11 protein-coding genes are annotated in these 13121 nt (G+C 43.8%); 8 read left to right on the top strand and 3 right to left on the bottom strand.

All coding sequences use genetic code 11. From position 1 onward, the window contains the following. Positions 1–183 precede the first annotated feature (183 nt). Positions 184–555: a ribonuclease P protein component gene (rnpA, locus tag AC1DOV_RS15755; RefSeq protein WP_076266594.1), complete on the bottom strand. Its 372-nt coding sequence runs from the start codon at positions 553–555 to the stop codon at positions 184–186. Between the two features lie 127 nt (positions 556–682). Beyond that, a complete protein-coding gene (rpmH, locus tag AC1DOV_RS15750; RefSeq protein WP_054025773.1) occupies positions 683–817 on the bottom strand; it encodes a 50S ribosomal protein L34 in 135 nt (44 codons plus the stop codon). 640 nt (positions 818–1457) lie between these two features. Between rpmH and dnaA the strand changes: the two genes are divergently transcribed. The 6 genes from dnaA (at position 1458) to gyrB (ending at position 7905) form a co-directional block, all read left to right on the top strand. Next, a complete protein-coding gene (dnaA, locus tag AC1DOV_RS15745; RefSeq protein WP_076266595.1) occupies positions 1458–2813 on the top strand; it encodes a chromosomal replication initiator protein DnaA in 1356 nt (451 codons plus the stop codon). Between the two features lie 320 nt (positions 2814–3133). After that, complete coding sequence (gene dnaN / locus AC1DOV_RS15740) at positions 3134–4276, top strand: DNA polymerase III subunit beta (RefSeq protein WP_076266596.1); 1143 nt, start codon at positions 3134–3136, stop codon at positions 4274–4276. 37 nt (positions 4277–4313) lie between these two features. Further along, the gene (gene yaaA, locus AC1DOV_RS15735) at positions 4314–4529 is read left to right on the top strand and encodes a S4 domain-containing protein YaaA (RefSeq protein ID WP_339205835.1); all 216 of its coding nucleotides are present in this window, start codon (positions 4314–4316) and stop codon (positions 4527–4529) included. A gap of 27 nt (positions 4530–4556) precedes the next feature. Next, on the top strand, positions 4557–5666 hold the full coding sequence (gene recF, locus AC1DOV_RS15730) for a DNA replication/repair protein RecF (protein WP_477550391.1): 1110 nt from the start codon (positions 4557–4559) through the stop codon (positions 5664–5666). A gap of 30 nt (positions 5667–5696) precedes the next feature. Further along, entirely contained in the window at positions 5697–5948 is a 252-nt protein-coding gene (gene remB / locus AC1DOV_RS15725) for an extracellular matrix regulator RemB (protein WP_054025778.1), read from the top strand. A 46-nt stretch (positions 5949–5994) separates the two neighbouring features. Continuing rightward, positions 5995–7905, top strand: a complete 1911-nt coding sequence (gene gyrB, locus AC1DOV_RS15720; RefSeq protein WP_076266599.1) for a DNA topoisomerase (ATP-hydrolyzing) subunit B — start codon at positions 5995–5997, stop codon at positions 7903–7905. 32 nt (positions 7906–7937) lie between these two features. On the opposite strand, the gene AC1DOV_RS15715 is transcribed toward gyrB, so the two are convergent. Further along, the gene (locus AC1DOV_RS15715) at positions 7938–8711 is read right to left on the bottom strand and encodes a YheC/YheD family protein (RefSeq protein ID WP_477550390.1); all 774 of its coding nucleotides are present in this window, start codon (positions 8709–8711) and stop codon (positions 7938–7940) included. Positions 8712–8999: 288 nt separating this feature from the next. Between AC1DOV_RS15715 and gyrA the strand changes: the two genes are divergently transcribed. Together gyrA and AC1DOV_RS15705 are read left to right on the top strand one after the other, a co-directional pair. Further along, positions 9000–11483, top strand: coding sequence for a DNA gyrase subunit A (gyrA, locus tag AC1DOV_RS15710; RefSeq protein ID WP_477511813.1), 2484 nt, complete (start codon positions 9000–9002; stop codon positions 11481–11483). 105 nt (positions 11484–11588) lie between these two features. Beyond that, positions 11589–12662 carry an HD-GYP domain-containing protein gene (locus AC1DOV_RS15705; RefSeq protein WP_477511814.1) on the top strand — a complete coding sequence of 358 codons (1074 nt, stop codon included), beginning with the start codon at positions 11589–11591 and terminating at the stop codon, positions 12660–12662. The last annotated feature ends 459 nt before the right edge of the window (positions 12663–13121 follow it).

Below are 13121 nucleotides of genomic sequence, written 5' to 3'. Positions count from 1 at the left end.
GGCGCAGCATATGTTTCGTGGAAAAATACAGGCATTGTATGACTAATACAATCTTATATTTTCAATCTAGACTATACCATAATTTATGGGACAAAGAAACAACGAGACTATCCATGCATCCGCTTTCTTGGCGCATGCTGTATCACGTTTTTTAGGCATGCGAAGCAAGCCGGCAAAATATCGTTAATCTGCCTGCTTCTCTTTTGAAATACTCGTGCTTTTCAGCAAACCGGCCTTCTTCAATACATGAAGAACGCTCTTCTCCATATCCTTCATCTTCATCAATGTAGCAGGCTTTCTTACTATTAGTATGAAGTCGGTTCTGGGAACGATTCGATTGGCTTGGTGACGAACAATTTCTTTAATCATTCTGCGCATGCGATTACGTACTACCGCATTGCCTATTTTTTTGCTTGCCGATACACCGAGGCGAAATGGTTCCGCCGATGGTTGTTTCGACCAATAGACGACGAATTGCCCATTCGCAAACGATTTGCCGCCTCGATAAATCCGGCTGAAGTCTTCACGATTGCGAAGACGCAATTTTCTATGCACGACTGTTGGCCACCGTTCTCTTGTTCATCTTCTAAGTATAGTCAGCAAGCGAGCAGCCTAAGCTGCTGCTCACTCACTCCTCATCCTCACAAGCAAAAAAAAAAGACCACCGGACGTGGTCTTCTGCTTATGCGCTCAGTACTTTTCTTCCTCTTTGACGACGCGCTGCCAAAACTTTACGTCCGTTCTTCGTGCTCATCCGTTTGCGGAATCCATGCACTTTCGCGCGTTTGCTTACATTAGGTCTAAATGTAGGTCTCATCGTTCTGCACCTCCTATACTGCGTGTTTCCAATCAAGCGTAAACGGCTCTCGCCGTCATAGTTTGACGGAGCAGCATCGTTTCGCGGTGTATATAAGCAGCATTATAAGCATGCACCTATAACGTCTTATATTTAAAAAAACGCTTTTTTTATTAAACCATGCCCAGCCCCAAAAGTCAATGATCAGCTCCAGCACCCTCTTGTTGATAAAAATAATTTCAAGTCAGCTGTGGATAAACGCATGAATTGACTTCATTTTTCAAAAACTAATAACATGTGCACAATCCACAGGCGGGTTAAACGAACTTTGTCGAAATCTTAACAAGATATAAACAATATGTAGTGGTGTAGATAACTTTTATGCACAAGCAGTTGAGAATGTGGATAAAATATGCGATTTCGTTGAAATATAAGGCATCTTTTGCTATGATAATTATGTTTTCACTGTGGATTAGATCAATATTGCCTCAGTTTTATCAACAGCCTGTGGATAACATTGTGAACAAACTCATCCCCTATTTATAACTCATTCACTTATTTCTCTTCATAATGTGGATGCTTTCGTTATAATACCCTTGTTTTCGACATTTTTTCTTGCAACTGCGCCACTTGTGGCGATTTGGATAAGGAGTGACAGTCTGTGGACAGCCATACCTATGATTTATGGCAGCAAGTGTTGTCGATCATACAGACGAAATTGAGCAAACCGAGCTTTGACACTTGGTTCAAAGCAACGAAAGCTAATTTTGTTGATGATTCCATGCTTGAAGTAACAGCGCCGACAACATTTGCGGCCGAATGGCTGGAGGGCCGTTATACGAAGCTAATAAGAACGACACTGTTTGAGTTTTTGGGCAGACAAGTCGATGTTCGCTTCTCTATTGAGGAACCGAAGGGTGCGGAGCCCGCATATATGTTCCCACCGAAAGCGGTGCATTCCCCTGTCATGAATGAGGAAGCGACACCTACTCATATGCTTAACCCGAAGTATACGTTTGATACATTCGTTATCGGTGCTAACAACCGTTTTGCGCATGCAGCATCGCTTGCCGTAGCGGAAGCGCCGGCCAAAGCTTACAATCCATTGTTTTTATACGGTGGAGTTGGGCTAGGCAAAACCCACTTAATGCATGCCATTGGCCACTACATCATGGATCACAACCCGAATACGAAAGTTCTTTACATCTCGTCTGAGAAATTCACCAACGAATTCATTAACGCTATCCGCGATAATCGTGGTGAAAGCTTCCGTACAAAGTATCGCAATATCGACGTTCTGCTCATTGACGATATTCAATTTCTAGCCGGAAAAGAACAGACGCAGGAAGAGTTTTTCCACACCTTTAATGCGCTGCATGAGGAGCGGAAACAAATTGTCATTTCAAGTGACCGGCCTCCAAAGGAAATTCCTACGCTGGAAGAAAGGCTTCGCTCTCGCTTTGAATGGGGACTTATTACCGACATTCAGCCGCCGGATCTGGAGACGCGGATTGCAATACTGCGCAAGAAAGCACGCGCTGAGAATCTAGATATTCCTAACGAAGCGATGATCTATATCGCTAATCAAATCGATACAAATATTCGTGAACTGGAGGGTGCCCTTATTCGGGTAGTCGCCTATTCATCCTTGATAAATGCAGACATTACGTCGCATTTGGCAGCAGAAGCGCTTAAGGATATCATTCCTTCCAGCAGACCTAGAATGATTACGATGCATGATATTCAGACGAAGGTTGGGGAGTTCTACGGGCTGCGGCTAGAGGAATTCAAAGCGCGGAAACGAACGAAGGCGGTAGCCTATCCTAGGCAAATCGCAATGTATCTATCCAGGGAGCTCACCGATTTCTCGCTTCCGAAGATTGGCGAAGCTTTTGGCGGGCGTGACCATACAACCGTTATCCACGCACATGAGAAAATTACACAGCAGCTTAAAATAGATCAGGACCTGTACAAAATCATTCAAAACCTGACCGAAAAGATCAAAAATCATATGTGAACAACTAAGCAAGCCTATGCACAAGCTATGCACATGTGGATAGGCTTGCTTTATCGGTCTTCCAAGGGGTTATCCACATATTCAGTGCCCCTACTACTACGACTACTAAAAATCTTTAAAAAAACATCATCAAATACGGCAAAACGGCTGATGCCAGCCTTTACAGGCAAATGCTCGCTTCGCAGTCAAGTATAAGGTTTGTATAACGTTTAAAATAAACACGAAATCATCAAAACATAACCCATTTACGCCGTTTTCAAAAAAATCGTTTGTGAGAGCTCATACTTGGATGAATTTATAAGAACGCTAGGAGTGAAATCATGAAATTAACAATCTCAAAAAATGAATTAAACGATGCGATCCAGCAAGTAGCAAAGGCTGCTTCCTCACGTCCTGCTATACCTATTCTCGGCGGTATCAAGATTGAGGTTACTCATCTTGGGGTAACACTTACAGCAAGCGATACCGATATCTCTATTCAAAGCTTCATCCCTGTGGAAAGAGATCAATTCGTTATTGCACATGTGGATAAACCGGGAAGCGTCGTTTTGCCCGCAAAGTTTTTCGTGGAGATTGTAAAAAAACTCCCATCCGAGCAAGTCGTTATCGATGTGAGCAATACTTACCAGACGATGATCCGTTCGGGCTCTACTGAAATACAAATGGTCGGACTTGATCCGGAAGAATTTCCAGTACTTCCTTCCATCGAACAAAACGATATATTGCAAATGCCTGGCGATCTATTAAAAGCAATGATTCGTCAAACTGTGCTTGCAGCCTCAGCAAGTGAACAAACGCCTATTTTGACAGGTGTACTTTGGAACTTGCTTGAAGGGGAATTGAAATTTGTAGCAACGGACCGCCACCGTCTAGCAAGCCGTACGGCACAAGTTGAAACAGAAGCACAGCTCAAATTCAGCAATGTCGTCATTTCAGCGAAAACACTAATTGAGCTATCCAAGCTCGTTCCAGAGCAAAATGCTCTTGTCGATATCGTTGTAACAGACAACCAAGTGTTGTTTAAACTCGGAAATGTATTATTTTATACACGTATCCTTGATGGAACTTATCCCGATACTTCTAAAATTATTCCGCAAACGTTCAAAACAGAACTTGTACTTGATACAAAAAATGTGATGGACGCGATTGATCGTGCCTACCTCATGTCTCGTGAGGAAAAAACGAATATCGTACGCCTTATGACGCTTGAAGATGGAACGATTGAAATTTCATCCAGCTCGACTGAGCTTGGACGAGTAACGGAGCAGCTTGAAGCAAAAGAATTTAATGGTGAGCCTCTTCGAATCGCATTTAACTCTAAATATATGCTAGACGTCCTTAAAGTCATTGATAGCGAGCAATTGTTTATTGGCTTTACAGGCGCAATGAGCCCTATTATTATTCGTCCTATGGATCATGCATATAGCATGTATGTCATCTTGCCTTATAGAACAACGGGCTAAATCTCAAATATAAGCAAGAAAGGGCTGACCTATTTTCATGAAAGAAATCGCCATCAAGACGGAATATATAACGCTTGGCCAATTTTTGAAGCTTTCTGATTGCATTCAAACCGGCGGTCATGCGAAGTTTTTCCTTCAAGAAAACACTGTCGTTATTAACGGAGAAGCGGATAACCGCAGAGGAAGAAAATTGTATGCTGGCGATAAAGTAGAAGTTGAAGGCTGCGGCGTCTTTACGGTAGGTAGAGAGTAACGCACCAACGGACCGGGAGGTCAAAACGTGTTTTTAACGAGCATACAGCTGCAAAATTATCGGAACTACAGCGAGATTGACTTGCAAACGCCGAATAAGGTCAATATATTTCTTGGGCAAAATGCTCAAGGCAAAACTAATTTGCTAGAGGCTATATTCGTACTTGCTTTAACGAAGTCTCATCGTACCTCTAAGGATAAGGAGCTTATTGGCTGGCAAGAAAGCTCCGCTCGCATTACTGGTGAGGTCGATAAGAAGTACGGAGCGATTAAGCTGGATCTCCTTTTCTCAGCGCAAGGAAAAAAAGCGAAAATAAACGGACTTGAGCAGCGTAAGCTCAGTGATTTCATCGGTTCGGTAAATGTCGTCATGTTTGCGCCAGAGGATCTTGAAATTGTAAAAGGAACGCCGGGAGTGCGAAGACGGTTTCTCGATATGGAAATCGGACAAGTACAGCCCGGCTATTTGTATACACTCCAGCAATATGGAAAAGTGCTGCAGCAGCGCAACAATTTTTTGAAAGCCTCCTATCCTGGGGGGGCAAATCAAACGATGCTTGAGGTGTGGAATCAGCAGCTCGCAGAGCATGGTGTTAAAATCATGAAAAAAAGGAAACACTTTATACATAAATTACAAACGTTTGCAGAACGAATACATGCAGGCATAACGAACGGGACTGAGCAGCTCACGATTGACTACCGTCCTTCTTTTGATACAGATGCCCAGCAAGATGAATCTGTTTTATTTGATCAATTTATGATAAAGTTAACACAGGTGAAAGAACAGGAGATTCGCAGAGGTGTTACGCTCGTGGGTCCGCATCGCGATGATTTGGCGTTTTTTATCAACGGCAAAGAAGCGCAAGTCTACGGCTCACAGGGGCAGCAGCGAACAACGGCCCTGTCTTTAAAATTGGCAGAAATAGAACTCATTAACGAGGAAATCGGTGAGTATCCGATTTTGCTGCTTGACGATGTGCTGTCAGAGCTTGATCAGAACCGTCAGACACAGCTTATTGAGACATTTCAGAGCAAAGTACAAACCTTTATTACAACGACCGGCCTTGAAAGCGTGAATGTGAGCAGGCTTCAGGATGCCGGCATCTATCATGTGCATGACGGCCGAGTGACACGTTAAATTGCGAATAGGAGAGGTGAGGAAGAGGACATGTACATCCATTTGGGCGGCGAGAAAATAATTCGGGCTGCGGAGCTCGTGGCCATCTTTGATATTTCTATCGAGCAATCCTCTAAACTATCCAAGCAATTCGTTGCGGGAGCACGCAAGCGTAAGGACGTTGAAACGATAGGCGAGGAAGAGCCAAAATCGATCGTTGTAACGAAGCAAAAAATATATTATTCGCCTATTTCATCCTCTACGCTTAAGAAAAGAGCCCATCAGTTTGTGGCTAACGGCTAGAGCGAAGGCGATCAGGAACAGCAGTTGAGAGGAGCAGTGAAGTTGCATGTCTTTGGAACAGCATACGTATGACGAGAGTCAGATACAGGTCTTGGAAGGTTTAGAGGCGGTACGCAAACGTCCGGGGATGTATATTGGCTCCACTAGTGGCAAAGGTCTTCACCATCTCGTATGGGAGGTTGTTGATAACAGTATTGACGAGGCTTTGGCCGGTTATTGCTCAAAAATCGAAATTATCGTGCATGAGAATAACAGCGTAACGGTTATCGATAATGGACGCGGTATCCCTGTAGGAGAGAATGCGAAACTGAAAAAATCGACGCTAGAAGTCGTTATGACTGTTTTGCATGCGGGAGGTAAGTTCGGCGGAGAGGGCTATAAAGTATCCGGCGGCTTGCACGGGGTCGGCGTATCTGTCGTAAACGCACTGTCCGAGCTTGTCATTGTTCAAGTAAAACGCGAAGGCAATATCTATCAGCAAGAGTACCGCAAGGGTGCTCCGCAGTATGATATTAAAATTGTCGGCGAGACAACGGAAACAGGTACTCAAGTAACATTTAAGCCTGATACAGAAATTTTTACGGAAACGACCGTATACGACTATGAGACGCTGCAATCGCGTATTCGCGAGCTTGCGTTTTTGAATAAAGGCATTGAAATTGTGCTTAGTGATGAGCGTACTGGCGTATCCAATACGTTTAAATATGAGGGCGGTATTATCGAGTTTGTAAAATACTTGAACCGCAATCGCGAACCTTTGCATGAGCTGCCAATTTATGTGGAAGGCTCGAAGGATCATATCCAAGTAGAAGTCGCTCTACAGTATAATGACAGCTACACCGAGAATATATACTCTTTCGCAAATAATATTAATACACATGAGGGCGGTACGCATGAGTCGGGCTTTAAGAGCGCACTTACGCGTATTATTAACGATTATGCCCGCAAATCAAATCTCATCAGGGATAATGATTCGAATTTCTCCGGAGATGATGTGCGTGAGGGCTTGACGGCTATTATTTCTGTCAAAATCCCGGAACCGCAATTTGAGGGACAAACAAAGACTAAGCTTGGCAACAGCGAAGTCCGCGGAATTGTAGAATCATTTTTTGCCGAGAAGCTGCAGGAATTTCTAGAAGAGAATCCTTCTGTTTCGCGTAAAATCGTAGAAAAAGGTCTATCTGCTGCTCGTGCTCGTGAAGCAGCGCGCAAAGCGCGTGAGCTGACTCGCCGTAAGAGCGCTCTGGAAGTTGGCTCTCTACCTGGTAAGCTTGCTGACTGCTCATCCAAGGATGCATCGATCAGCGAACTGTACATCGTAGAAGGTGACTCTGCCGGTGGATCTGCCAAGCAGGGCCGCGATCGTCATTTCCAAGCCATTTTGCCGCTTCGCGGTAAGATTTTGAACGTAGAAAAAGCGCGTCTCGATCGTATTCTTGGCAATGCTGAGATTCGGGCAATGATTACAGCGATGGGCACCGGTATAAGCGATGATTTCGATTTAACTAAAGCACGTTATCACAAAATCATCATTATGACCGATGCGGATGTCGATGGCGCTCATATTCGTACGCTCATCTTAACGTTCTTCTATCGCTATATGCGTGAAATTATAGACGCTGGCTATATTTATATTGCACAGCCTCCTCTATTCAAGATCGAGCGTAATAAGGTCATTCGCTACGCGCAAACCGAGAAGGAACGCGAGAAGATTTTGGCTGAATTTGGAGAAGGCGTAAAAGTAAACGTTCAGCGCTATAAAGGTCTTGGAGAGATGAACGCTACTCAGCTTTGGGAGACAACGATGGATCCTGAAAGCCGTACGATGCTCCAGGTAACGATTGAGGATGCAATTGAAGCGGATATCGTGTTCGACACGCTTATGGGCGATAACGTTGAACCGCGCCGCGAATTTATTCAAAAATACGCTAGATACGTAACGAATCTAGATGTTTAAAATAAAGGATCTCGTAAAGAAGCAGCCGCCCATTATGGACGACTGCTTCTTTTTTTAAATCGGCCATAGGCGACTGCATAACGATATACTTTATGAAAAACATTTTGGTCAGGCAGCTTTCGAAAGATAAATGGGTCGGGTAGTGTATTGACTTCCAAAATCCATGGATGCAGTTTTGCATCAATTGCGATGTCCACGCCTAGCTCTTTTATATTGGGGTAGGCACCTTGTAACTGGTGGGCAATCGTAATGCTGACTTTTCTTAATTTGTTTTTGAAGGCAGCAAGTTCTGAAGCATTAGCATGATCGCCCATGAGCCGCTCAAGAGCCATCGGAGTCCCGCCGCTGTGATAATTGGTTACTATTTTCGCAGGATGGGCGAGTCTACCGATAATGCCAGTGGCCTCCCATTCGTTATGAGGGTTTTTCTGAACCATAACGCGAATATCGAAGCGCCGCTTTTGATGTTTTAGCAAATGGATACCTTTTTGAACAAGATAGCTTCGCTTCTTCGTTTGTTGAGCTAGCTTATGGTATAACTGGTCGAGTGTTGAGAAAAACAAGATTTTTGTCCCTAGCTGATAGCGATATCCGAGAGCAGGTACAGTAGTTCTCTCCACGCGGATGACGCCATTGCCGAACGTACCGTTTATCGGCTTGACGTAGACCATACCATATTCACTAAGCATTGACTGAAGGCTGCCGCGTCCGAATAGTTTTGTTGGGGGCATATAAGAGCGCAAATAGTCAGATTTCAACATGACTTTTGTTTTGGCCCATTTGCTCGTAACGCGTTGTATACTCAACGATTTTTCTCCTTTCAAAATGCTGCTTTTACAGGTCATCGATTTGAAATGATGCAGGAGACAGACTTTCGATTGAGTGGTATAATGAAAGTTGGGTCTGTTTATTTTATGGCAGGATTTCATGTATGGAGAGCGGTAATTCACCTATTTTTAGCAAGTAAAGACGAAAGTTTCGCAGGAATTCCAAAAGCATGAGCGCAAAAGGTTTATATGCTCGCTTTTTGAGAAAGTAATATAAGAGTTATGTTGATTTAAGAGTAGCTATAGATGGCGTCAGGGAGGTAAATCATGGCGGAAGAACAACGTATGTCTGTAAGAGATCGAGATATTGGTACGGAGATGCGGGATTCCTTTATGGATTACGCAATGAGTATCATCGTAAGTCGCGCTCTTCCCGATGTTAGGGATGGACTTAAACCAGTGCATCGACGCATATTGTATGCGATGTCTGAGCTAGGCATGTCACCGGACAAGCCACATAAGAAGTCAGCGAGAATTGTAGGAGAAGTAATCGGTAAGTATCACCCGCATGGTGATTCCGCAGTTTATGAGTCGATGGTACGGATGGCACAAGATTTCTCCATGCGTTATATGCTCGTAGATGGACATGGTAACTTTGGTTCAGTTGATGGTGACTCTGCAGCTGCCATGCGTTATACGGAAGCTCGTCTTTCGAAGATGGCAATGGAGTTGCTGCGCGATATCAACAAGGAAACGATTGATTTCATTCCTAACTATGACGGTGAAGAGTCGGAACCAGTTGTATTGCCAGCACGTTATCCAAACCTTCTCGTAAACGGGGTTACTGGGATAGCGGTTGGTATGGCTACGAATATTCCACCTCATAACTTGAATGAGGTTATCGATGGAGTACAGGCGCTTATTGTTAATCCTGACATTACACCACTCGAACTCATCGAACACATAAAAGGTCCGGATTTTCCAACAGCCGGTTTTGTAATGGGCCGTATGGGGATTCGTCAAGCTTATTTGACAGGCCGCGGTTCGGTAACAATGCGAGCAAGGGCGACGATTGAAGAAAATAACGGCAAAGCGCGCATCATTGTGCATGAACTGCCTTATCAAGTCATTAAAGCTCGTTTAGTTGAGAAAATTGCCGAGCTCGTTCGCGAGAAGAAAATTGAAGGTATTACTGATTTGCGAGATGAATCGGATCGTAACGGCATGCGCGTAGTCATTGAGCTTCGTCGTGATGTTAACCCGAGCATCGTACTTAATAATTTGTACAAGCATACACAGCTGCAATCCAACTTTGGGATTAACATGCTGGCACTCGTAAATGGTGAGCCTAAGACGCTTAACATACGCGATATGCTTTATCATTATTTACAGCATCAGATCGAGGTTATTCGTCGTCGTACGGAGTTTGATCTCAAAAAGGCTGAAGCTCGCGCACATATCTTGGAGGGCTTGCGAATAGCGCTTGACCATTTGGATGAGGTCATTGCACTCATTCGCGCTTCCCAAACAGCTGATCAAGCTCGTGAAGGCTTAATTACAAGATTCTCGCTCAGCCATGAGCAGGCGCAAGCGATTTTGGATATGCGTTTGCAGCGCCTGACTGGTCTGGAAAGAGATAAAATAGAAGCAGAGTATGCAGAACTTATGCGTAAAATTGCTGAATATAAAGCGATTCTAGCTGATGAGCAGCTTGTGCTCGATATTATTAGCACAGAGCTTGCTGAATTGAAGGATCGTTTCGGTGATGAGCGTCGTACGGAGATAATGGCAAGTGATGAGGAAATTCTCGATGAGGATCTTATTCCTCGTGAGGATGTTATCATCTCCATTACTCACACGGGCTATATCAAGCGTTTGCCGGTTGGCACTTACCGCAGCCAGAAGCGCGGCGGCAAAGGCGTTGTCGGCATGGGTACTAAGGATGATGACTTTGTTGAGCATCTATTTGTATCCAATACGCATCACTACCTGCTGTTCTTTACGAACAAAGGTAAGGTGTATAAGCTGAAAGCCTATGAGATTCCTGATCTTAACCGTACTGCACGCGGTACGCCTATTATCAACCTCATTCAAATTGAACAGGGTGAGACAATCAATGCGGTCATACCTGTACAAGAATTTGATTCGGAACATTACTTGTTCTTTGCTACAAGGCAAGGGGTTGTGAAGAAGACTCCGCTTGATGACTACGTCAACATTCGGAAAGTCGGATTGATCGCAATCTCACTTCGTGAGGACGATGATCTAATTGGCGTTAAGCTGACTGACGGTAACCAGGAAATTATTATGGGAACTGCGCAGGGCATGTCCATACGTTACTCTGAGCAGGATGTCCGTTCTATGGGACGTTCCGCTACAGGCGTGAAAGGTATCCAGCTTGATGATGAAGATACCGTTATTGATATGGATGTTATTGTACCGGATAACGATATCCTGATCGTTACCTCCAAAGGTTACGGCAAGAGGACACCAGTGGCCGATTATCGTATTCAGAACCGTGGCGGTAAAGGGATTAAGACGCTTAACGTAACCGATAAGAATGGACCGATCGTCTCACTCAAAGTGGTTGAGAATGATGAGGATCTTATGATTATGACTTCATCTGGCACGATGATTCGTACCAGCATGGAAGGCATATCTACGATGGGACGGAATACGCAAGGCGTAAGGCTGATTAATACACGCGAAGATGATACGGTAGCGACTGTTACACGTGTTGCTCGCAGTGAAGAGAATGAAGCTATAGATGAAAATGAAGAGCAAGATGGCGGCGAAACGACGCAAGAATAAATGAAAGCAGACGCAGCTGACTCCGTCGCATGACGGGTCAGCCTAGGTTTGCTTTATTTATGGGAGTACATAATTACTATTCAGGCACAAGGGGAGAGGACTCTCGTGGCAGCAGTAACATTATTACATCTCAAATTAGGCGACAAAATCATTGAAGATGTCCTCACCCCACTTGGCAGTGTTTTATTTCAAAAGGGAAAGATCGTTACCCCAAAAGAAATAGAAATATTGCAAGCATTTCTCGTCACAAGTGTCGAGATTGAATCGAATATTGATTTGAGCAAGACAAAAGAGGATACCGATGAGGATGCAAGCCAAGAACCGAGTTCAGCATTAGTCGCATCTCCCCTTCATGAAGAGTACGACAAAATGATTATTGTTTTACGCCAAGTATTTAACACTGTTGCAGCGGGTCAAGCCATGCCGATCATGGATGTACGCAAGCAACTTGAGAAAATGCTGGAGCACATAAAGAGCTACAACTTGCTGACCTTTGTACCGCGTCAATTTTTGGAGAAAGACTATTTGCTTCATAACAGCATTACGTCTGCATTAACCTCCTATCAAATTGCACAGTGGACTGGCTTTCCTCAAAAGGATTGGATGCAAATTGCATTTGCCGGTTTATTGCATGATATCGGCAACGTCCGAATTGACAAAGCAATCTTGACGAAGCCTAATACATTATCAACAGAAGAAAAAGAAGAAATGATGCGTCATACGGTTCTTGGGTACCAATTGCTCAAGAATGTATCTGCTCTTAATGAGGGTGTAAAGATGGCGGCGCTTCAGCATCATGAGAAGGTTGACGGAACAGGTTATCCGCTCGGCATTGATGCGACGAAGATAAACCCGTACGCCAAGATCGTAGCGATTGCTGATATATTTCATGCAATGACTTTGAACAAGGCATATAGGAAAGCTGCATCTCCGTATCTCGTATTGGAACAAATCCAAAGCGATTCCTTCGGGAAGCTGGATCCTACTTATGTCCGTACATTTGTAGAGAAGGCTACTCAGTTCCATAATGGGACGGTCGTTAAGCTTAGCGATGAACGTATTGGAGAGATTGTATTCTCGGATCGTAATTATCCGACTAGGCCTTGGGTATCCATTGAAGGTGTCATTGTAAACTTAATCGTAGACAGGCATCTTCATATTAAAGAAGTGCTCAGATAAGCGAATTCGTCAAAACTTTAAGTAAGTACAGTGTAACGATAAGGAGACTAAACGAAGTCTTCTCACCGTAACATTGTACTTACTTTTTTTATTGTATTAGAAGAATAATTAATGAAAGTTAGGAAATTATATAATATGTTGTAGCAAGTTATATTGTTTAAACAAGCCATTATGGCAAGCTGCAAAGGTGAAAAGAAGGTATGAAATGCTAATGCAAAAAGTTTTTCGCAAATAATGAAAAAAACACTTGCAATGCCATAGGCGCCTATGATATATTATCTAGGTCGCCAACGAGATACACGGTCGACAAGAGAGAAAAGATTGCTCTTTGAAAACTGAACAACGAGTAATAACTGCCTCGCAAATCCTTCGGGATAAGCGAAAAAAGCGATAAAAAAGTAATGAGCATTTCAAACACCAATTTGGAGAGTTTGATCCTGGCTCAGGACGAACGCTGGG

The organism is Paenibacillus sp. 01T47 (genome assembly GCF_056398245.1).
The sequence above is the reverse complement of the archived record's forward strand: the minus strand, read 5'-3'. Positions and strand labels throughout refer to the sequence as shown.

What these genes read in the sequence shown, in the direction of transcription:
- rpmH (WP_054025773.1), bottom strand. Translation starts at nt 817, where the DNA reads ATGAGACCTACATTTAGACCTAATGTAAGCAAACGCGCGAAAGTGCAT.
- dnaN (WP_076266596.1), top strand. Translation starts at nt 3,134, where the DNA reads ATGAAATTAACAATCTCAAAAAATGAATTAAACGATGCGATCCAGCAA.
- yaaA (WP_339205835.1), top strand. Translation starts at nt 4,314, where the DNA reads ATGAAAGAAATCGCCATCAAGACGGAATATATAACGCTTGGCCAATTT.
- remB (WP_054025778.1), top strand. Translation starts at nt 5,697, where the DNA reads ATGTACATCCATTTGGGCGGCGAGAAAATAATTCGGGCTGCGGAGCTC.
- gyrB (WP_076266599.1), top strand. Translation starts at nt 5,995, where the DNA reads ATGTCTTTGGAACAGCATACGTATGACGAGAGTCAGATACAGGTCTTG.
- gyrA (WP_477511813.1), top strand. Translation starts at nt 9,000, where the DNA reads ATGGCGGAAGAACAACGTATGTCTGTAAGAGATCGAGATATTGGTACG.